Origin of the sequence: Streptomyces sp. NPDC001351 (genome assembly GCF_042896045.1) — a bacterium.
GTDB lineage: Bacteria > Actinomycetota > Actinomycetes > Streptomycetales > Streptomycetaceae > Streptomyces.
The window spans coordinates 59360-79215 of the sequence record NZ_JBIAWS010000023.1; the positions used below are offsets into that span (position 1 = coordinate 59360).

19 protein-coding genes and 1 pseudogene are annotated in these 19856 nt (G+C 69.8%); 8 read left to right on the forward strand and 12 right to left on the reverse strand.

The genetic code is table 11. The features are described 5' to 3' along the window. Window positions 1-103 precede the first annotated feature (103 nt). From folP to ACFY1U_RS47675, 5 genes are all read left to right on the forward strand, one after another. Window positions 104-982, forward strand: a complete 879-nt coding sequence (gene folP / locus ACFY1U_RS47655) for a dihydropteroate synthase (RefSeq protein WP_390700353.1) — start codon at window positions 104-106, stop codon at window positions 980-982. Next, a complete protein-coding gene (locus ACFY1U_RS47660) occupies window positions 979-1482 on the forward strand; it encodes a nuclear transport factor 2 family protein (protein WP_390700354.1) in 504 nt (167 codons plus the stop codon). Before folP ends, ACFY1U_RS47660 begins: the two co-directional genes overlap by 4 nt. A 247-nt stretch (window positions 1483-1729) precedes the next feature. Continuing rightward, window positions 1730-2089, forward strand: a complete 360-nt coding sequence (folB, locus tag ACFY1U_RS47665; RefSeq protein WP_390700355.1) for a dihydroneopterin aldolase — start codon at window positions 1730-1732, stop codon at window positions 2087-2089. Further along, complete coding sequence (gene folK / locus ACFY1U_RS47670) at window positions 2086-2697, forward strand: 2-amino-4-hydroxy-6-hydroxymethyldihydropteridine diphosphokinase (protein ID WP_266958512.1); 612 nt, start codon at window positions 2086-2088, stop codon at window positions 2695-2697. The genes folB and folK overlap by 4 nt, the downstream gene beginning before the upstream one ends. Window positions 2698-2779: 82 nt before the next feature. Beyond that, window positions 2780-3265: a DUF3180 domain-containing protein gene (locus ACFY1U_RS47675; RefSeq protein ID WP_390700356.1), complete on the forward strand. Its 486-nt coding sequence runs from the start codon at window positions 2780-2782 to the stop codon at window positions 3263-3265. Between the two features lie 22 nt (window positions 3266-3287). Here ACFY1U_RS47675 and folE read toward each other — a convergent pair whose 3' ends face one another. The 6 genes from folE to dacB form a co-directional block, all read right to left on the reverse strand. Then, on the reverse strand, window positions 3288-3893 hold the full coding sequence (folE, locus tag ACFY1U_RS47680) for a GTP cyclohydrolase I FolE (RefSeq protein ID WP_390700357.1): 606 nt from the start codon (window positions 3891-3893) through the stop codon (window positions 3288-3290). Between the two features lie 142 nt (window positions 3894-4035). Continuing rightward, window positions 4036-6075, reverse strand: coding sequence for an ATP-dependent zinc metalloprotease FtsH (gene ftsH / locus ACFY1U_RS47685; protein ID WP_390700358.1), 2040 nt, complete (start codon window positions 6073-6075; stop codon window positions 4036-4038). A 183-nt stretch (window positions 6076-6258) separates the two neighbouring features. Next, window positions 6259-6819, reverse strand: a complete 561-nt coding sequence (gene hpt / locus ACFY1U_RS47690) for a hypoxanthine phosphoribosyltransferase (protein ID WP_390700417.1) — start codon at window positions 6817-6819, stop codon at window positions 6259-6261. Window positions 6820-6872: 53 nt separating this feature from the next. Further along, entirely contained in the window at window positions 6873-7916 is a 1044-nt protein-coding gene (gene tilS, locus ACFY1U_RS47695) for a tRNA lysidine(34) synthetase TilS (protein ID WP_390700359.1), read from the reverse strand. A 192-nt stretch (window positions 7917-8108) separates the two neighbouring features. Then, complete coding sequence (locus tag ACFY1U_RS47700) at window positions 8109-9242, reverse strand: zinc-dependent metalloprotease (protein WP_390700360.1); 1134 nt, start codon at window positions 9240-9242, stop codon at window positions 8109-8111. 78 nt (window positions 9243-9320) lie between these two features. Next, window positions 9321-10934: a D-alanyl-D-alanine carboxypeptidase/D-alanyl-D-alanine-endopeptidase gene (gene dacB / locus ACFY1U_RS47705; RefSeq protein ID WP_390700361.1), complete on the reverse strand. Its 1614-nt coding sequence runs from the start codon at window positions 10932-10934 to the stop codon at window positions 9321-9323. Window positions 10935-11013: 79 nt separating this feature from the next. Between dacB and ACFY1U_RS47710 the strand changes: the two genes are divergently transcribed. Together ACFY1U_RS47710 and ACFY1U_RS47715 are read left to right on the forward strand one after the other, a co-directional pair. Beyond that, window positions 11014-11505, forward strand: a complete 492-nt coding sequence (locus ACFY1U_RS47710; RefSeq protein WP_010044289.1) for an inorganic diphosphatase — start codon at window positions 11014-11016, stop codon at window positions 11503-11505. Between the two features lie 104 nt (window positions 11506-11609). Then, the gene (locus tag ACFY1U_RS47715; RefSeq protein ID WP_390700362.1) at window positions 11610-13280 is read left to right on the forward strand and encodes a threonine/serine exporter ThrE family protein; all 1671 of its coding nucleotides are present in this window, start codon (window positions 11610-11612) and stop codon (window positions 13278-13280) included. Window positions 13281-13296: 16 nt separating this feature from the next. Here ACFY1U_RS47715 and ACFY1U_RS47720 read toward each other — a convergent pair whose 3' ends face one another. Further along, window positions 13297-14163 carry a DedA family protein gene (locus tag ACFY1U_RS47720; RefSeq protein WP_390700363.1) on the reverse strand — a complete coding sequence of 289 codons (867 nt, stop codon included), beginning with the start codon at window positions 14161-14163 and terminating at the stop codon, window positions 13297-13299. A 176-nt stretch (window positions 14164-14339) separates the two neighbouring features. After that, window positions 14340-15122: a MerR family transcriptional regulator gene (locus tag ACFY1U_RS47725; RefSeq protein ID WP_390700364.1), complete on the reverse strand. Its 783-nt coding sequence runs from the start codon at window positions 15120-15122 to the stop codon at window positions 14340-14342. A 310-nt stretch (window positions 15123-15432) separates the two neighbouring features. On the opposite strand from ACFY1U_RS47725, the gene ACFY1U_RS47730 reads away from it, so the two are divergent. Then, window positions 15433-16833 carry a glutamate decarboxylase gene (locus ACFY1U_RS47730; protein WP_390700365.1) on the forward strand — a complete coding sequence of 467 codons (1401 nt, stop codon included), beginning with the start codon at window positions 15433-15435 and terminating at the stop codon, window positions 16831-16833. A gap of 10 nt (window positions 16834-16843) precedes the next feature. On the opposite strand, the pseudogene ACFY1U_RS47735 reads toward ACFY1U_RS47730, so the two are convergent. The 4 genes and pseudogenes from ACFY1U_RS47735 to ACFY1U_RS47750 all read right to left on the reverse strand — a co-directional run. Continuing rightward, a pseudogene (locus ACFY1U_RS47735) lies at window positions 16844-16939 on the reverse strand (ABC transporter permease); the annotation flags it as partial. A gap of 37 nt (window positions 16940-16976) precedes the next feature. Beyond that, window positions 16977-17618, reverse strand: coding sequence for a PadR family transcriptional regulator (locus ACFY1U_RS47740; RefSeq protein ID WP_390700366.1), 642 nt, complete (start codon window positions 17616-17618; stop codon window positions 16977-16979). A 23-nt stretch (window positions 17619-17641) separates the two neighbouring features. Then, window positions 17642-18181 (reverse strand): DinB family protein, encoded by a 540-nt coding sequence (locus tag ACFY1U_RS47745; RefSeq protein WP_390700367.1) that lies wholly within the window; start codon window positions 18179-18181, stop codon window positions 17642-17644. Between the two features lie 119 nt (window positions 18182-18300). Continuing rightward, on the reverse strand, window positions 18301-19761 hold the full coding sequence (locus ACFY1U_RS47750) for an aldehyde dehydrogenase family protein (RefSeq protein ID WP_390700368.1): 1461 nt from the start codon (window positions 19759-19761) through the stop codon (window positions 18301-18303). Window positions 19762-19856 lie beyond the last annotated feature (95 nt).

Below are 19856 nucleotides of genomic sequence, written 5' to 3' on the forward strand. Positions count from 1 at the left end.
CGGACACTGCGCAGAACGGGCCCGGACGGAAACTCCCTTCTACCGGGGGCTTCCGTCCGGGCCGTGGCGTCCTGCGGCCGCGGCCGGGGCCTACGCTGAACGTATGAGCAAGCAGAGCGGACGCGGGCGCGTCGCGGGCCTTCCGGAATGGGACCGCTGCGCGGTCATGGGGGTGGTGAACGTCACGCCCGATTCCTTCTCCGACGGCGGCCGCTTCTTCGACACGACGAACGCCGTCAAACACGGCCTCGACCTGGTCGCGGAGGGCGCGGACCTGGTCGACGTCGGTGGCGAGTCCACCCGGCCGGGCGCCACCCGCGTCGACGAGGCCGAGGAGCTCAAGCGGGTCATCCCCGTCGTCCGCGGCCTCGCCTCCGAGGGCGTCACCGTCTCCGTCGACACCATGCGCGCCTCCGTCGCCGAACGGGCCCTCGCCGCCGGCGCCGCCCTCGTCAACGACGTCAGCGGCGGCCTCGCCGACCCCGCGATGATCCCGGTGGTGGCCGAGACGGGCGCCCCCTTCGTCGTCATGCACTGGCGCGGCTTCCTGGAGGGCGGCAACGTCAAGGGCGTGTACGGCGACGTCGTCACCGAAGTCGCGGGCGAACTGCACGCACGCGTGGAGGCCGTTCTGGCCGGCGGCATCGCCCCCGACCGCATCGTCGTCGACCCCGGTCTCGGCTTCTCCAAGGACGCCGAGCACGACCTGGTCCTGCTCGCCCACCTGGACCGGCTGCTCGGCCTCGGCCACCCCCTGCTCGTCGCCGCCTCCCGCAAGCGGTTCCTCGGCCGGGTCCTCGCCGGGCCGGAGGGCGCGCCCCCGCCCGCGCGCGAGCGCGACGCCGCCACGGCCGCCGTCTCCGCACTCGCCGCGCACGCCGGCGCATGGGCGGTGCGCGTGCACGAGGTGCGCGCCACGGCGGACGCCGTACGGGTCGCGCGCGCCGTGGAGGGCGCGCGCAGTGCCGAAGGAGCCCGGTGAGCGCCCCCCACACCGACGTCGAGCAGGTGGAAGCCGCCAACACCGCCTTCTACGAGGCCATGGAGCACGGCGACTTCGAGGAGCTGTCCGCGCTCTGGCTCGCCCCGTCCGACCTGGGGGTCGACGAGGAGTATCACGATCCGGCCGACACGGGTGTGATCTCGTGCGTGCACCCCGGCTGGCCCGCGCTCACCGGCCGCGGCGAGGTCCTCAGGTCGTATGCCCTGATCATGGCGAACACCGACTACATCCAGTTCTTCCTCACCGACGTGCATGTCTCCGTGACCGGCGACACGGCCCTGGTGACCTGCACCGAGAACATCCTCAGCGGAGGCCCCGCCCCCAAGGGCACCGAGGAACTCGGCCCGCTCGTCGGCCAGCTGGTCGTCGCCACGAACGTCTTCCGTCGCACCCCGGCAGGCTGGAAACTCTGGTCCCACCACGCCTCCCCCGTGATGACCGAAACCGACGCGGCCGAGGACGACGACACACCCTCCTGAGTGGGTAGGCGCCCCTTGAGGACCAAGAAGTGGTTGGAATCACGGACCCCTGGGTAGGGGCGGCTACCAACCCATGAGCCGCCGGGTTCCCCAGGGGAAACACGCGATGAACCCTCCTGGTCCCGGCACGGGCCACGCCCCGCTGGCCCGGTCCTGTCAGTGCCCGCAGGTAGATTCGTTCGAGGCCGGTGTGCCGCCCGCACACGGCATCGACCGGCCGTCACCGACGATTGCAGGAGTGATTCGCGTGGATCGTGTCGCGCTGCGCGGCCTCAGGGCCCGCGGGCACCACGGGGTGTTCCCCAAGGAGCGCGAGGAGGGCCAGACCTTCATCGTGGACCTCGTCCTCGGCCTGGACACCCGCCCGGCCGCCGCCGACGACGACCTGGCGAAGACCGTGCACTACGGCATCGTGGCGGAGGAGGTCGTGGCCGTCGTCGAGGGCGAGCCCGTCAACCTCATCGAGACGCTCGCCGAGCGCATCGCCCAGGCCTGTCTGAAGCACGACGGGGTCCAGGAGGTCGAGGTCTGCGTCCACAAGCCGGACGCCCCGATCACGGTCCCCTTCGACGACGTGACCGTCACCATCACCCGGAGCCGAGTATGACCGCGTCCTTCGCCACGGGTTCGAGCGACCCGACCGTACAGCCGGTACCCGCCTCCGTCGTGGCGCAGGTGGACGCCGCCGACACGACGCTCCACAATCCGAAACGGGCGGTGATCTCCCTCGGCGCGAACCTGGGCAACCGCCTGGAGACCCTCCAGGGCGCCATCGACGCCCTGGAGGACACCCCGGGCGTCCGCATCAAGGCCGTCTCCCCGGTGTACGAGACGGAGCCGTGGGGAGTCGAGCCCGGCAGCCAGCCCTCGTACTTCAACGCGGTCGTCGTCCTGAAGACCACCCTGCCGCCGTCCTCGCTGCTGGAGCGCGCGCACGCGGTCGAGGAGGCCTTCCACCGGGTACGGGACGAGCGCTGGGGCGCGCGCACCCTCGACGTCGACATCGTCGCGTACGCCGACGTCATCGACGACGACCCGCACCTCACGCTGCCCCACCCGCGCGCCCACGAGCGGGCGTTCGTCCTCGCCCCCTGGCACGACATGGAGCCGGAGGCGCAGCTGCCCGGCCGCGGCGCGGTCGCCGCTCTCCTCGACGCCGTCACCCGCGAGGGCGTGACACCACGCAAGGACCTGGAACTCCACCTGCCCGAGTAGTCGTTAAGGTCAGGACGGCAAGGTCGGGAAGACCACAGTCCGCGGGACGGTCCGCAGGACCCGGGGGAGCTGAAGGGACACCGTGAGAGAGCTGCGCATCAGGGTGCTGGTCGGCGTTTTCGTCGTGGCCGGAATCCTGTCCTGGGCGGGCGCCCGCCTCTGGAACTCGATCGGGACCCTCCCCAGCGTCCCCCTCGCCGCCCCCATCGTCCTCGCCCTGATCGCTGTGGTCCTGCTGGCCACGGCGCTCTCCCTGCGCGGCCGTTTCAAGGCCCAGCGCGAGCGCCGTCCCGAGGCCAAGGGCGTCGACCCGCTGATGGCGGCCCGGGCGGTCGTCTTCGGTCAGGCCAGCGCCCTGGTCGCCGCCCTGGTCGCCGGCATGTACGGCGGCACGGGCGTCTTCCTCCTGGAGCTCCTGGACATCCCGGCCCGGCGCGACCAGGCCATCTACGCCGGCTTCTCGGTCGTGGCGGGCATCGCGGTGATAGTGGCGGCCATCTTCCTGGAGCGCGTGTGCAGACTCCCGGAGGACGACGAGCACAACAACGGGGCGGCGTCGGCGGCCTGAGGCCGTATCCGCCCGTCCGGCGTCAGCGCGCCATGATCAGGCTCATCGCCTCGTTGCGGGTGGCGGAGTCTCGCAGCTGGCCGCGCACGGCCGACGTTATGGTCTTCGCCCCGGGCTTGCGGACACCCCGCATCGACATGCACATGTGCTCGCACTCGACGACGACGATCACCCCGCGCGGCTCCAGGATCTTCATCAGCGAGTCGGCGATCTGCGTGGTGAGTCGTTCCTGCACCTGAGGCCGGCGGGCATAGACGTCCACCAGCCGGGCCAGCTTCGAAAGGCCCGTGATCTTGCCGTCGACGGACGGAATGTAACCGACGTGGGCCACTCCGACGAAGGGCACCAGATGGTGCTCGCAGGAGCTCAGCACCTCGATGTCCTTCACGAGCACCATCTCGTCGTGCCCCAGGTCGAACGTCGTCGTCAGCACGTCCTCGGGCTTCTGCCAGAGCCCCGCGAAGATCTCCCGATACGCCCGCGCCACCCGTGCCGGCGTCTCCTTCAGGCCCTCCCGGTCAGGGTCCTCGCCGACCGCGATCAGCAGTTCGCGTATGGCGTTCTCGGCGCGCTTCTCGTCGAACTCGCCGATCGAGCCCTCGCCGTTGAGCGTGACGGGGTCGGTCATGGGGTGCCTCGTTCCTGTGCGGGTCACGCGTGTGGGCCACGCGGTTCATCTGCGACCTGGCTGAAATGCCGCACCCCCCAGGCTAGAACCTGGGGGGTGCGGCATTCATTCCGGGCCGATGTGGGCGCCGGGAGAGCGGTGGTCAGCTCTCCGGGCGGTCCTCCGGGGCCGTCTCGATCGCCGGGGCGGACTCCGTCGCCGTCGACTTGGCGGTGCTGATCGCCGGGGTCGCGCCGTTGGCGCCGTTCGTCAGTGCGAGCTCCTTCGGGGAGAGCACCGGCGGGCGGGTGGACGGCGTGCGGCGGGAGGAGCCGGTCCAGGCGGGCCTGGCCGGGCGCTTGACGATGGCGGAGAAGATCTCGGCGATCTCCTCCTTGCCCAGCGTCTCCTTCTCCAGCAGCTGCAGGACGAGGTTGTCGAGGACGTCACGGTTCTCGACCAGGATCTCCCAGGCCTCGTTGTGCGCGTTCTCGATGAGCTTCTTGACTTCCTCGTCCACCAGCGCGGCGACCTCTTCCGAGTAGTCGCGCTGGTGAGCCATCTCACGTCCGAGGAACGGCTCGGTGTTGTCGCCGCCGAACTTGATGGCGCCGAGCCGCTCGGTCATGCCGTACTGCGTGACCATCGCGCGGGCCGTGGCGGTGGCCTTCTCGATGTCGTTCGCGGCGCCCGTGGTCGGGTCGTGGAAGACGAGCTCCTCGGCCGCGCGGCCGCCCAGCATGTAGGCCAGCTGGTCCAGCATCTCGTTGCGGGTCGTGGAGTACTTGTCCTCGTCCGGCAGGACCATCGTGTAGCCGAGGGCACGGCCTCTCGACAGGATCGTGATCTTGTGGACCGGGTCGGAGTTCGGGGAGGCCGCCGCGACCAGGGCGTGACCGCCCTCGTGGTACGCGGTGATCTTCTTCTCCTTGTCCGACATGATCCGGGTCCGCTTCTGCGGGCCCGCCACCACGCGGTCGATCGCCTCGTCCAGCATGGAGTTGTCGATCAGCTTCTTGTCGCTGCGGGCGGTGAGCAGCGCGGCCTCGTTGAGCACGTTGCTCAGGTCGGCGCCGGTGAAGCCCGGCGTACGGCGGGCGACGGCCGCGAGGTCGACGTCCGGAGCGACCGGCTTGCCCTTCTGGTGGACCTTGAGGATCTCCAGACGGCCCTGCAGGTCCGGCGGGTCGACCGCGATCTGGCGGTCGAAGCGACCGGGACGCAGCAGCGCCGGGTCGAGGATGTCCGGGCGGTTCGTCGCAGCGATGAGAATCACACCGCCCTTGACGTCGAAGCCGTCCATCTCGACGAGCAGCTGGTTCAGCGTCTGCTCGCGCTCGTCGTGACCGCCGCCGAGGCCGGCGCCGCGGTGGCGGCCGACCGCGTCGATCTCGTCGACGAAGACGATCGCCGGGGCGTTCGCCTTGGCCTGCTCGAACAGGTCACGGACCCGGGAGGCACCGACACCGACGAACATCTCGACGAAGTCGGAACCGGAGATCGAGTAGAAGGGGACCCCCGCCTCGCCGGCGACGGCACGCGCGAGCAGCGTCTTGCCGGTACCGGGACGGCCGTAGAGCAGCACGCCCTTGGGGATCTTGGCGCCGACGGCCTGGAACTTCGCCGGCTCCTGCAGGAACTCCTTGATCTCGTGGAGCTCCTCGACGGCCTCGTCACAGCCCGCGACGTCCGAGAACGTCGTCTTGGGGGTGTCCTTGGTGATGAGCTTGGCCTTGGACTTGCCGAAGTTCATGACCCGGGAGCCGCCGCCCTGCATCTGATTCATCAGGAACAGGAAGACGACCACGATCAGGACGAAGGGGAGCAGGGAGAGCAGGATGCCCAGGAAGGGGTTCTGCTTGGACGGCGAAACCGTGTAGCCGTCCGGGATCTGCTTGTCCTGGTACTTGGTCTGCAGCGTGTTGGCGAGGTTCACGCCCTGGTCGCCGATGTAGCTCGCCTGGATCTTCGAGCTGCCCTCGACCTTGAAACCATCTTTGAGCTGAGCCTTGACGGTCTGCTCGTCACCGGTGGTGAGCTTGACGCTCTCCACCTTGTTGTTGTTGATCGCTGCCACGACCTGGCCGGTGTCCACCGTCTTGTAGCCGCCGGACGAGCCGACGACCTGCATCAACACGACCACGGCAAGGACGGCCAGCACGATCCACATGACCGGCCCACGGAAGTATCGCTTCACGTCCATCCATACGGAGCGGTGTCGCCCCGTCCCTCCTGCCATAGTGAGTTTGATAAGACAGTTCTTCTGACGGTACCCCAGCATTGTCGCGCGAAGCCGCACGGGACGGCTGGCAAACCCGTCTGCATGCTCCAACGGCGCGAAACCCGCTGGGGTTCCCGATCGTCCTACAAAGACGGCCCTGCTGGCTCAGCCGCCGTAGACGTGGGGCGCGAGCGTACCGACGAACGGGAGGTTGCGGTACTTCTCGGCGTAGTCGAGGCCGTAGCCCACGACGAACTCGTTCGGGATGTCGAAGCCGACCCATTCGACGTCGATGGCGACCTTGGCGGCGTCCGGCTTGCGCAGCAGGGTGCAGACCTTGAGCGACTCGGGCTCGCGGGAGCCGAGGTTGGACAGCAGCCAGGACAGGGTCAGGCCGGAGTCGATGATGTCCTCGACGATCAGGACGTGCTTGCCCTTGATGTCGGTGTCGAGGTCCTTGAGGATCCGCACCACACCGGAGGACTGGGTGCCCGCGCCGTACGACGACACGGCCATCCAGTCCATGGTGAGGGGGGTGGACAGCGCCCGGGCGAGGTCGGCCATGACCATCACCGCGCCCTTGAGGACGCCGACGATGAGCAGGTCCTTGCCCGCGTACTCCGCGTCGATCTTCGCGGCCAGCTCGGCCAGCTTCGCGTCGATCTCTTCCTTGGTGATGAGCACCTGCTTGAGGTCGGTGCCCATGTCTTTCGCGTCCACCCGCATCACTTTCGGTCGTCCCACCGGCCGCCCATCACCCCCCAAAGGGGGGCAAGGTTTCAGCCTTGCCGAATCACCAGTCTGCCACCCTGGCGCTGGGCGACGACTTTGCCCGGGAGATTGATGGCCCCCTGGCCTCGCCAGCCGGTGATCAGCCGGTCGAGTTCCTCGATGTGGCGGGCGAACAGCGAACCGGCGGGAGCCCCGGCCTCGATGGCCGCGCGGCGCAGGACGCGGCGGCGCACGGCGGGCGGCAGGGCGTAGAGCTTGGCGCACTCCAGGAGGCCCGCGGCGTCGCGTACGGAGGCCTCTGCCTGGCCGGCCCAGGCGTCGAGGGCGTCGGCGTCGTCGCGGGAGAGCTGGGCGGTGCGGGCGAGGGCCTCGACGACGCCCTTGCCGAGCGCCTTCTCGAGGGCCGGCAGGCCTTCGTGGCGCAGCCGGGAGCGGGTGTATGCGGGATCCGCGTTGTGGGGGTCGTCCCAGACGGGGAGCGACTGGACCATGCAGGCCTTGCGGGCGGTCTGCCGGTCGAGCTGGAGGAAGGGGCGGCGGTAACGGCCGTCGGCCCCCGAGACCGCGGCCATTCCGGACAGGGAGCGGATGCCCGAGCCGCGGGCGAGGCCGAGCAGGACGGTTTCGGCCTGGTCGTCGCGGGTGTGGCCGAGCAGGATCGCGGTGGCGCCGTGGCGGAGCGCTGCGGCGTCGAGTGCGGCGTACCTGGCGTCGCGGGCGGCGGCTTCGGGGCCGCCCGCGCGGCCCACGGTCACGGCGACGGAATCCACCGGATCGAGGCCCAGTTCGCGCAGCCGCAGGGCGACTTCGTCGGCGCGCAGATCGGAGCCGGGCTGCAGCCCGTGGTCGACGGTGATGCCGCCGGCCCGGACGCCGAGTTTGGGGGCCTCGAAGGCGAGGGCGGAGGCGAGGGCCATGGAGTCGGCGCCGCCGGAGCATGCGACGAGCACGAGCGGCGGGGAGGGGCGCTCGTGCGGAGCCTGTTCCGAGGGCGCGGGGGCCTCGGAGGTGGCCTGATGGCCGTTGAGGATGTCGTGGAGGACGCGGCGGACCGCCAGGCGTATCGCCGCGACCGCAGGATGGGGACCCATGTCCGGTTCCCTTCATGAAGTTTTCGGGGGGTGAGCCCGAGGTCGGTCACTCAGAGTGTGTAGATGGTGACAGAACCGGGCCGTTCCCCGAGCATCGCACGCCTACCCATTGCTCACGGTCCCTCGGACGGGTGATTGGAGGGGCGTTCGCCTGCCGTCGGCCGGATTCGTTTCACGACCTTCCCACGGGGTTCACGACTCACTCTTGCGGTGCACCCGCGCGACCCAGTCCGCCGGTTTGGCGATCTCCGCCTTGGTGGGCAGGGTGTTGGGGGACGTCCACACACGGTTGAAGCCGTCCATGCCGACCTGGTCCACGACGGCCCGCACGAAGCGTTCGCCGTCGCGGTACTGCCTGAGTTTGGCATCCAGACCCAGCAGCTTGCGCAGGGCCATGTCCAGTCGGGAGGCGCCCTTCGCGCGGCGCTGCTGGAACTTCTCACGGATCTCGGCGACGGACGGCACGACGTCCGGACCCACCCCGTCCATCACGAAGTCGGCGTGGCCCTCCAGGAGCGACATCACGGCGGTGAGACGGCCGAGGATCTCCCGCTGCGCCGGGGTCTGCACGATCTCGACGAAGGACCGCCCGCCGTCGTCCTCCTCGCCCTCGGGGCGCCCGCCGGCGAGCGACTGCGCGGCTTCCCGGATGCGCTCGAGCACGGTCATGGGATCGACGTCGGTCTCCCCCAAGAAAGACTGGATTTCGCCCTCGAGGTGGTCGCGCAGCCAGGGCACCGCGCTGAACTGGGTGCGGTGCGTCTCCTCGTGCAGACAGACCCAGAGGCGGAAGTCGTGGGGCTGTACGTCGAGTTCGCGCTCCACGTGCACGATGTTGGGGGCGACGAGCAGCAGCCGGCCGCCGCCGTTCTCCCCCGCGGGAAGCTCGCGGGTGGCCGGGGCGAAGGTCTCGTACTGGCCCAGCACACGGGAGGCCAGGAACGACAGCAGCATGCCCAGCTCGACGCCGGTGACCTTGCCGCCGACCGCTCCGAGGACCGCGCCGCCGGGGCTGTTGCCGCGCCGCTCCTGCATCTTCTCCAGCAGCGGCTTGAGGATCTCCCGGAAGCCCGCGACGTTCGCCCGGACCCAGCCGGGGCGGTCGACGACCAGGATCGGGGTGTCGTGGGTCTCCTCGGTGCCCATACGAGTGAAGCCCCGGACGTGTTCCTCCGAGGCCTTGGCGTGCCGGCGCAGTTCCGCGACGACGGCCCGGGCCTCGTCGCGGCTCACGTCGGGGCCCGGCCGCACGAGCCGGGTCGCGGTCGCCACCGCGAGATTCCAGTCGACCATCTGAGAAGAAGCAGCACCACCGATGCTCGTCATGCGTCAACCGTACGTGAGCGTTCCCGCTTGGGGCAGGCCGCGGATGCCGGCACCCGTGCCCACAGCGGTGCGGAACAGCTAGCTGCAGCCGCAGGCCGCCAGCGCCGTGGCCGTGCGGTCCAGGGCGGACTGGGCCTCCAGGGCGTTGGTCGTGTTCGAGGCCAGGAAGGCGAACGCCAGCAGGCGGCCGTCCTGGTCCACGACCGTGCCGGCGAGGGTGTTCACGCCCGTCAGGGTGCCTGTCTTCGCTCGTACGACTCCTGCCGCGCCCCCCGTGTAGCGGCTGGTCAGGGTGCCCGTGAAACCGGCCACCGGAAGGCCCGTCAGGACCGGGCGGAGTTCGGGGTGGGCGGGGTCGCCGGCCTTCACCAGCAGGGCGGTGAGCAGGTCGGCCGTGAGCCGGTCGTCCCGGTCGAGGCCGCTGCCGTCGTGGAACTCGGCGCCCTTGAGGGGCAGTTCGAGCTTGTTCAGTGCGCGGCCGATCGCGGACGCGCCGCCGCCGAAGCTCGCGGGCTCCCCCGACGCGGCGGCCGTCTGACGGGCCAGGGCCTCCGCGATGTCGTTGTCGCTGTTGGTCAGCATGCGCTCGACCAGGGACGAGAGCGGGGGCGACGAGACCGCGGCGAGGTTCTCGGCGCGGGTCGTCGCCTTGGACGGGCCGGGCGACGTGGTCCTGATGCCGTGGCCGGCGAGGAACGAGCCGAACGTGCGGGCCGCGTCCGCCGCGGGGTCCGTCACGCGCACGACGGGGCCGCTGGTCGAGTCGTCCGTGCGGCCCTCGTCGGCCATCAGGGCGCTCACGGGGGCAAGGTTGACGTTGACGCCGATGGGATGGAGTTCGGGCCCGGTGTACAGAGTGGTGTCGTAGGAGAGCGTGACCTGCTTGATGCCGCGTTTGTCGAGGGCGGCAGCCGTCCGGTCGGCCAGGTCCCGCAGGCTCGCCCAGCCCTCGGCGTCCTGGTGCGCCGTCAGGGTCGGGTCGCCGCCGCCGACCAGGACGAGCTCCTTGGTGTCGGGTTCCAGGGCCGCGCGGGTGGTCAGGCGGTGGTCGGCGCCCAGCGTCGACAGCGCGGCGACCGCCGTGGCGATCTTCGTCACGGAGGCGGGGGTCATGGCGGTGTCGGCGCCGGTGCCGTAGAGGCGCTTTCCGGTGGCGACGTCGACCACCGCGGCGGTGTGCCGGGTGCCGAGCGCCGCGTCCTCCAGCAGGGGCCCCAGGACGCCGGAGAGAGCCGGACCGGTCGGGGCCGACTTCACGGTGCTCATGGCGGCGCCCAGGCCGGTCAGGACGGAGACGGCGCTGGGGGCGGGGCGCGGGGCCCCGGCCTCGCCCGAATCGGGGTTACGCCCGTGATCTGCGCCACCCGTACGGTCCAGGGCGGCTGCGCGGTCCGCCTCGGCCGTACGCTGACCGGTGGAGTCCCAGGGGCCGGCGGCGGTCGCCACGGCGACGGCCAGCGTCACACCGGCGGTGGCGGCGCCCGCGGTGTACTGCCAGGTCCTGACGGTCTTCGGCCAGCTGATACGGGCGGGCCGTACCCGTGCGAGCTGTGGTTTCGCAGCTGCCGCGGCTCGTTCGAGCTTCGGACGCACGGTCCCTGCGGCCCGTGCCAGACGCGGTCGTACGGCGTTCGCGGCCCGCACCACATGCGGCCTCGCGGCCCGCCACGGCCTCAGCTCTGGCACGACCACCAGCCCCTTTCGCGATCACACACCTGCGTGAGGGACACTTAACCACCAGAACTATGTGCTGATCATGGAGGAGCCACCGGTGGAGTTCGACGTCACGATCGAGATCCCGAAGGGTTCGCGGAACAAGTACGAGGTGGACCACGAGACCGGTCGGATCCGCCTGGACCGTCGACTCTTCACCTCGACCGCCTACCCGACCGACTACGGCTTCGTCGAGAACACCCTCGGCGAGGACGGCGACCCGCTGGACGCGCTGGTCATTCTTGACGAGCCGACCTTCCCGGGCTGCCTGATCAAGTGCCGTGCGATCGGCATGTTCCGGATGACGGACGAGGCCGGCGGCGACGACAAGCTGCTGTGCGTGCCGGCGACGGACCCGCGCGTCGAGCACCTGCGTGACATTCACCACGTGTCGGAGTTCGACCGCCTGGAGATCCAGCACTTCTTCGAGGTCTACAAGGACCTGGAGCCCGGCAAGTCCGTCGAGGGCGCCAACTGGGTGGGCCGTACGGACGCCGAGATCGAGATCGAGCGCTCCTACAAGCGGTTCAAGGAGCAGGGCGGCCACTGAGCCTTCAGTCGTCCAACGGGCCGTACGCGCACGCGTGCGGCCCGTTCGTGTTTCTGTGCGCATACTGGCGTAGCTGCACGCGTCGTACAGGGAGCGTTACTCAAGTGACGGAGGCGGAGGACCGCAAGCCGCAGTCGGACGAGGCCAGGGGCACGTTCGATCCCGAGATCACCTCGGAGTTCGCCATTCCTGCGGGCTTCACCGCCCCCAGGGTCGGAGTCGAAGCGGAGACCACGTCCGAGTTCGCCGTCCCCGACGGCCTGGACGTCCCGCAGCCGCCCGGCGCCGAGCCCGAGGGGTCGGCGTTCAGCACGCCGAGCACCTACAGCGCCCACCACGCCCCGGCCGCGTTCACACCGGCGACCGGCATACCCGTGGTCAGCCTCACCAAGGACGTGCCCTGGCAGGACCGGATGCGCACGATGCTGCGGATGCCGGTGGCCGAGCGGCCCGCTCCGGAGCCGGGCCCGAAGGCGGAGGAGGGCGGTCCGGCCGTCCCGCGCGTCCTCGACCTGACCCTGCGTATCGGCGAGCTGCTGCTCGCCGGCGGTGAGGGCGCGGAGGACGTGGAGGCCGCGATGTTCGCGGTCTGCCGGTCCTACGGCCTCGACCGCTGCGAGCCGAACGTCACCTTCACCCTGCTGTCGATCTCGTACCAGCCGTCCCTGGTCGACGACCCCGTGACGGCGTCACGGACGGTGCGCCGCCGGGCCACCGACTACACACGGCTGGCGGCCGTGTTCCATCTGGTGGACGACCTCAGCGACCCGGAGACCACCATCTCGCTGGAGGAGGCCTACCGGCGGCTCGCCGAGATCCGCCGCAACCGGCACCCCTATCCGGGGTGGGTGCTGACCGGGGCGAGCGGACTGCTCGCCGGCGCGGCATCCGTGCTGGTCGGCGGTGACTGGATCGTCTTCATCGCGGCCATGCTCGGCGCGATGCTCGGCGACCGGCTGGCCTGGCTGTGCGCGGGGCGCGGGCTGCCGGAGTTCTACCAGTTCACGGTCGCCGCGATGCCGCCGGCCGCCATCGGGATCGCGCTGACCGTCGCAGGCGTCGACGTGAAGGCGTCCGCGGTCATCACCGGTGGGCTGTTCGCGCTGCTGCCGGGGCGGGCGCTGGTGGCGGCCGTGCAGGACGGGCTGACCGGGTTCTACATCACCGCGTCGGCGCGGCTGCTCGAGGTCATGTATCTGTTCGTCGGCATCGTCGTGGGTGTGCTGGTGGTGCTGTATTTCGGGGTGAACCTCGGCGCCAAGCTCAACCCCGAAGCGGCTGTGCGCATCGCCGAACGGCCGGGGTGGCAGATCGGGGCGTCGATGCTGCTTTCTCTGACCTTCGCCGTGTTGCTGCAGCAGGAGCGGTCGACCGTGCTGTGGGTGACGCTCAACGGGGGCGTCGCCTGGTGCGTGTACGGCGCGCTGCGCTATCCCGGCGAGTTGTCGCCGGTCGCCTCCACGGCTGTTGCGGCCGGGCTGGTGGGGTTGTTCGGGCAGTTGTTGTCGCGGTACCGGTTCGCTTCCGCGTTGCCGTACACGACGGCGGCGATCGGGCCGTTGCTGCCGGGGTCCTCGACGTACTTCGGGTTGCTGTCGATCGCTCAGAACAACGTCGACAAGGGGCTGGTGTCGCTGGCCACGGCGGCTTCCTTGGCCATGGCCATTGCGATCGGGGTCAATCTGGGGTCGGAGATCTCGCGGTTGTTCCTGCGGGTTCCCGGCGGGGCTTCTGCCGCGGGGCGGCGGGCTGCGAAGCGGACGCGTGGGTTCTGAGCCCCTCTAGGCCGCTTCAGTAACCCTGGTTGTACGGGTACTGCTGGTTCTGCTGGTTGCCGTACTGGTCCTGCTGGTACGGGTACTGCTGGGCGTACTGCTCGTCCGGGTAGTACGGCTGCTGCTGCGGCTGCTGCTGGTACTGCTGGTGGTGGTAGCCCTGGTCGTCGGTCGGGGGGATGCGACGGAGCTGGGTCGTCGCGTCGTCCATGACGGGGGCCGCCTGCTGGTGCTGGGCCGGAGCCGGTGCCTCGGGGTTCTTCTTCGCCTTGGAGCGGGCGCGCAGGTACTCGATGATGATCGGGATCACCGAGACGAGGACGATCAGGATGAGGATCGCTTCGATGTTCTTGTTGACGAATTCGATCTTGCCGAGCCAGGAGCCGAGCAGGGTGACTCCGGCGCCCCAGAGGACGCCGCCGATGACGTTGAAGACCACGAACGAGCGGTACTTCATGCCGCTGACGCCCGCGATGATCGGCGTGAACGTGCGCACGACGGGCACGAAACGGGCCAGGACCAGGGACTTCGGGCCGTACTTCTCGAAGAACTCGTGGGCCTTGACCACGTTCTCCTGCTTGAAGAGGCGGGAGTCGGGGCGGTTGAAGAGCGACGGGCCGACCTTCTTGCCGAACATGTAGCCCGCCTGGTCGCCCAGGACCGCGGCGAGGCAGATCAGGGCGATGGCGGCCCAGAGCGGGAAGTTCAGCTGGTTGGTCGTGATCAGCAGACCGGTGGTGAACAGCAGCGAGTCGCCCGGCAGGAAGAAGCCGATGAGCAGGCCGGACTCCGCGAAGACGATGAGGAGCAGGCCCCAGATGCCGAACGTGTCGAGGAGGTAGTTCGGATCCAGCCAGCTCGGGCCGAGGGCAAGCGTCGTCACGGTTCCGGGCTCCTGAAGGGGTGAAGGAAGGACGGCGTCCTTGTGCGGGCGCCCAAAGCTATCAACGCAAGGTGTCCGCCCCAGGTTCCACCGGTGACTCCAGGATGCACTGTGCGCGCACTGGCACAAAGCTGTGAGGTCCCCCGGCCCGGGAGCGGTCCCCCGGGCCGGGAGGGCTACGAGGTGCGGCGGGACGCGTTCGCCTCGATGGCGTCCCTGAGGTGTACCGCGAGGCCCGGGCCCATGGAGTCGTAGAACGCCTTGAACCGCTCGTCGGAGACGTACATCTGCCCGAAGCACCGGTGCATCTCGTACGGGACCTCGAAGTAGTACCTGGTGATGTGCTGCCGGTGTTCCTCGGCCAGGTCCATGGCGGCCTCACCGGTGGGCTGCTCCCCGGCGGCCACCAGGGCGGCGTACCGGCGGCCCCAGTCGTCGACCTCGGCCCGGATGCGCTTCCAGTCCTCCTTGGTGTAGGTGGCGGCACGGCGCTGCGACTCGGCGTACGCCTCCGTGTTGCCCCAGCGCGCCTCCGTCTCCTCGCGGTACTGCTCGGGGTCCTTGTCCCCGAACACCTCGAACCGCTCCTCGGGGGTGAGATTGATGCCCATCTTGCGTGCCTCCATGGCGTGCTCCACGGCCGCCGCCATCTTCTGCAGCTTCTCGATCCGGGCGGTCAGCAGCTCGTGCTGGCGGCGCAGGTGTGCGCGCGGGTCCGCGGCCGGGTCGTCGAGCAGGGCGGCGACCTCCTCGAGCGGGAAGCCGAGCTCCCGGTAGAACAGGATCTGCTGCAGCCGGTCGAGGTCGGCCTCGCTGTAGCGCCGGTGGCCCGCGTGGCTGCGCTCGCTCGGGACGAGCAGGCCGATGTCGTCGTAGTGGTGCAGCGTGCGCACCGTGACGCCGGCGAACCCCGCGACCTGTCCCACGGAGTAGCCGTCCTGTCCTGTCGGGTGGCTCACTTCGTCCGCTCCCTTCTCGGTACACGCTCCACGGTGGGCCCTCACGTCACGTGAGGTGCAAGCCGGATTCCTGAGCGGATCCTTCCGGATGTCACGCCCGTTCTGCCCGCTTACGGTGGGCCTGTGGCGCCGTTGATCCTCCCCGCTGTCGTTGTGGGCGTGGGCGCGGGCCCGCCGTTCGGCCTCTTACCGGCCGTTCACCCTGCGCCCGGTGTCACCGTGGGCGTCCTGGGCATTCCGGATGCGACTGCGCGGCGGTGGAACTCCGGTCCGCCGGCACCCGTTCTCGACATGACACGAGGAGTCGTCCATGCCGCTCCACAAAGGTTCCCAGAAGCCCGACGAGCGCCCGGTTTCGGTCAACCCCTTCTTCGGGGAGGCTGATCCGGTCGGCGGCATGACCGAGGCGCCGCCCAAGCACCGGCTGCCGGACGCTCCGCTGCCATCGATGACGGCGTACCAGCTGGTGCACGACGAGCTGATGCTGGACGGCAACTCACGGCTGAATCTCGCCACGTTCGTCACCACCTGGATGGAGCCGCAGGCCGGCGTGCTGATGGCGGAGTGCCGGGACAAGAACATGATCGACAAGGATGAGTACCCGCGCACCGCGGAGCTGGAGCGGCGCTGTGTGGCGATGCTCGCCGACCTGTGGAACGCGCCGGATCCGTCGGCGGCGGTGGGCTGTTCGACGACCGGTTCGAGCGAGGCGTGCATGCTCGCCGGGATGGCGCTCAAGCGGCGCTGGAGCAAGCGGAATCCCGTCCCGGGGGCCCGCCCCAACCTCGTCATGGGCGTCAACGTCCAGGTCTGCTGGGACAAGTTCTGCAACTTCTGGGAGGTGGAGCCCCGTCTGGTCCCCATGGAGGGCGAGCGCTTCCACCTCGATCCCGAGGCCGCGGCCGCCCTCTGCGACGAGAACACCATCGGGGTCGTCGGCATCCTCGGCTCCACCTTCGACGGCTCGTACGAGCCCATCGCGGACCTCTGCGCGGCGCTGGACGCGCTCCAGGAGCGCACGGGTCTCGACATCCCGGTCCACGTGGACGGGGCGTCCGGCGGCATGGTCGCGCCCTTCCTCGACGAGGACCTGGTGTGGGACTTCCGCCTCCCGCGCGTGGCGTCCATCAACACCTCGGGGCACAAGTACGGGCTGGTCTACCCGGGCGTCGGCTGGGCGCTGTGGCGCGACAAGGAGGCGCTACCCGAGGAGCTCGTCTTCCGCGTCAACTACCTGGGCGGCGACATGCCGACCTTCGCCCTCAACTTCTCGCGGCCCGGCGCGCAGGTGGTCGCGCAGTACTACACGTTCCTGCGCCTTGGCCGGGAGGGCTACCGGGCCGTGCAGCAGACCACGCGTGACGTGGCCAAGGGCATCGCCGAACGGGTGGCGGCGCTCGACGACTTCCGGCTCCTGACCAGGGGCGACGAGCTGCCCGTGTTCGCCTTCACCACCGCGCCCGGCGTCGAGGCGTACGACGTCTTCGACGTGTCCCGGCGGATGCGCGAGAGCGGCTGGCTGCTGCCCGCGTACACCTTCCCGCCGAACCGCGAGGACCTGTCCGTGCTGCGGGTGGTGTGCCGCAACGGCTTCTCCGCCGATCTGGCCGACCTGTTCGTGGAGGACCTGACGCGGCTGCTGCCGGAGCTGCGCCGGCAGCCGTACCCCCTGACCCGGGACAAGAAGGCGGCCACCGGCTTCCACCACTAGCCCACCGGCTGCTCAGGCGCGCGAACCTCCGCACCGCCAGTGGAAAGAACACCGCGAGCAGCCCCAACGGCCATACGACGGCCGCCCATACGGGCCCCGGCTCCCCGACCCGGCGGACAGCCGACCTCCGGGCAAAGGGACGCTCAGCGCGTGTCTCCCGGATGCCGCTCCCCGGTCGCATACGGGTTCTCCTCACCCTCGGCGAGGACGCCGACGAACGGCGCGCCCTCCCCCGCGAACGTGTACGCCCCGCTCTCGATGCGCCCGATCAGCCCCTGGGTCCACTGGGCCTCGGCGTCGGCCGTGTGGCCCCAGAGGTTCATGATCTCGCCGATGTGGCCGAGCTGTTCGGGGCCGCCCTCGGGGATGTAGTGCTCGGTGACGGCCCCCCGCCACTCCTCGATCCGCCGGATCCGTTCCTTCAGGAGCGCCACCGCCTCGGCGCGCGGCAGCTCGACGATGAAGCCGATGGAGGCCGACTTGACGTCCATCTTCTGGTCGTACGAGGTCAGCGCCTCACGCAGCAGCCGGAAGAACTCCTCGGTGCCCCGGTCGGTGATCTCGTACTCCGTGCGCGGCGGGCCGCCGGCCGTGGACGGCGCGACCTCGTGCGCGTGCAGCAGCCCTTGCTTCGCCATCTGTTTGAGCGCGTGGTAGATCGAGCCGGGCTTGGCGTTGGACCACTCGTGCGCGCCCCAGTACTCCAGGTCGCCCCGCACCTGGTAGCCGTGGGCCCGCCCGTGCTGGCGGACCGCGCCGAGCACGAGAAGACGGATCGCGGACATGCGGCCAGCTTATTGTCGAGGGCTCAGCCCGCTTGCTCCAGGGCGACCAGTTCGAACGCCGTCTTCCCGTCGAGGGACTCGCGGATGATGTCGGCGTGACCCGCGTGCCGGGCCGTCTCGCGGATCAGGTGCAGACAGACCCAGCGCACCGAGACCCGGCCCTCCGGCGGGAACCAGGGCTGGTCGGGGAGCGGGAAGGTGTCGTCGAGGCTCGGTACGGAGCGGATGTACGCCTCCGTCTCGGCGGCGACCTTCTCCCAGTACGCGAGCTGGGACTCGACGGTCTCGCCGTCGACGAGCTGGAAGGTCTCGTGCCAGTTGGTCTCGTCCCTCTTGATGGCCGGCGGCTCCTGCTTGGCGCGTGCGATCCAGCCCTGCTCGACCTCGGCGACGTGCTTGAGCAGGCCCGACAGGGACAGCTGGCTGGCACTGGGCCTGCTCGCGGCCTGCTCCTCGGTCAGCCCGAGCAGTGCGCGCCGGATGCCGCCCCGCTGTTCCTCGATGAACGAGAGCAGTGCCCCGCGCTCGTCGCCCTGCGCCTCTGCCGGTACGTGCATGACCATGACCATCGCCTTTCGCCGGTGGCGGGGAGTCCGTCCCCTGCCTGACACCGACGAAGCTACGGGCCATCGAGGTCAGCTTCTGTCCTCAATGGCCCGCCGCGCTGACACTTGCAAAAAAATCAGAAGGGGAACCCGCTCCGCCCGTGCTGTACCGAGATCCACTTCAGCGTGGTGAAGGAGTCGATGGTCGTCTCGCCGTTCAGCCGGCCGAGGCCGGAGCTCTTCTCGCCGCCGAAGGGGACGAGGGGCTCGTCGTGGACGGTGCCGTCGTTCACATGGAACATGCCGGTGTCGATCTGCTTGGCGAAGGAGACACCCCGCTCGATGTCGCCCGTGTGGACGGCGCCGCTCAGGCCGTAGGGCGTGTCGTTGACGAGGCGTACGGCCTCCTCCTCGCCGTCGAAGGGGATGAGGAAGGCGACCGGGCCGAAGACCTCCTGCCGCAGCAGGGCCGAGTCCGCGGGCACACCGGTGAGCACGGAGGGCTCGACCAGGTTGTCGGTGGTCGTGCCGTGCACCAGGGCGGTCGCGCCCTCGGCGATGGCCTGCTCGACGGTGGCCGAAAGGGAGTCCGCCTGAGAGGAGTTGATCACCGGGCCGATGACGGTCGCCGGGTCGCTCGGATCGCCGACCTTCAGGGTCCTGACCTTGGCGACGAACTTCTCGGTGAACTCGTCCGCGATCGAACGGTCCACCAGCACCCGGTTCGCGGCCATGCAGACCTGGCCCTGGTGGACGTAGCGGCTGAAGACCGCCGCGTCGACCGCGTAGTCGATGTCCGCGTCGTCGAGGACCACGATGGCGCTGTTGCCGCCGAGTTCGAGGACCGAGCGCTTGAAGTGCGAGGCGCAGACGGTGGCCACATGGCGGCCGACCTTGTCGGAGCCGGTGAAGGAGATGACCTTGGGGATCGGGTGCTCGATGAAGGCGTCGCCGATCTCCGCGATGTCCGTGATGACGACGTTGAGCAGACCGCCGGGAAGGCCCGCGTCCTCGAAGATCTTCGCGACCAGGGAGCCGCCGGTGATCGGGGTGTTCTGGTGCGGCTTCAGCACCACGCCGTTGCCGAGCGCGAGGGCCGGGGCGACCGACTTGATCGACAGCAGGAAGGGGAAGTTGAAGGGGCTGATGACGCCCACCACCCCCACCGGCACGCGGTAGAGCCGGTTCTCCTTGCCGTCCACCGGCGACGGGAGGATCTTGCCCTCGGGGCGCAGCGCCCACTGAATGGACTCGCGCAGGAACTCCTTGGCGAGGTGGAGCTCGAAGCCGGCCTTCAGACGGGTGCCGCCGAGCTCGGCGATGATCACCTCGGCGATCTCCTGCTCGCGTTCCTCGATCAGTCTGAGGGCCTTCTCCAGGACCGCCCGGCGCGCGTACGGATTGGTCGCGGCCCACTGCTTCTGGGCGCGGGCCGCCGCCCGGTACGCGTCGTCGACCTCGTCGACCGTGGCTATGGTGATCGACGCCAGCTTCTCACCGTCGTACGGGTTGAAGTCGATGATGTCCCAGGAGCCGGTACCCGGGCGCCACTCACCGTCGATGTACTGCTGGGCCAGGTCGGTGAAGTAGGACGACATGTGATCCCCAAATCACTAGCAGACACACGATCGATGTCACGGTCTGATCACGCGTCATCGTACTTGCGTCTCAAATGAGTTGGGGACTCTGAGCG

What these genes read in the sequence shown, in the direction of transcription:
- folP (WP_390700353.1), top strand. Translation starts at nt 104, where the DNA reads ATGAGCAAGCAGAGCGGACGCGGGCGCGTCGCGGGCCTTCCGGAATGG.
- folK (WP_266958512.1), top strand. Translation starts at nt 2,086, where the DNA reads ATGACCGCGTCCTTCGCCACGGGTTCGAGCGACCCGACCGTACAGCCG.
- folE (WP_390700357.1), bottom strand. Translation starts at nt 3,893, where the DNA reads ATGACCGACCCCGTCACGCTCAACGGCGAGGGCTCGATCGGCGAGTTC.
- ftsH (WP_390700358.1), bottom strand. Translation starts at nt 6,075, where the DNA reads ATGGACGTGAAGCGATACTTCCGTGGGCCGGTCATGTGGATCGTGCTG.
- hpt (WP_390700417.1), bottom strand. Translation starts at nt 6,819, where the DNA reads ATGCGGGTGGACGCGAAAGACATGGGCACCGACCTCAAGCAGGTGCTC.
- tilS (WP_390700359.1), bottom strand. Translation starts at nt 7,916, where the DNA reads ATGGGTCCCCATCCTGCGGTCGCGGCGATACGCCTGGCGGTCCGCCGC.
- ACFY1U_RS47700 (WP_390700360.1), bottom strand. Translation starts at nt 9,242, where the DNA reads ATGACGAGCATCGGTGGTGCTGCTTCTTCTCAGATGGTCGACTGGAAT.
- ACFY1U_RS47730 (WP_390700365.1), top strand. Translation starts at nt 15,433, where the DNA reads ATGCCGCTCCACAAAGGTTCCCAGAAGCCCGACGAGCGCCCGGTTTCG.
- ACFY1U_RS47740 (WP_390700366.1), bottom strand. Translation starts at nt 17,618, where the DNA reads ATGTCCGCGATCCGTCTTCTCGTGCTCGGCGCGGTCCGCCAGCACGGG.
- ACFY1U_RS47745 (WP_390700367.1), bottom strand. Translation starts at nt 18,181, where the DNA reads ATGGTCATGCACGTACCGGCAGAGGCGCAGGGCGACGAGCGCGGGGCA.
- ACFY1U_RS47750 (WP_390700368.1), bottom strand. Translation starts at nt 19,761, where the DNA reads ATGTCGTCCTACTTCACCGACCTGGCCCAGCAGTACATCGACGGTGAG.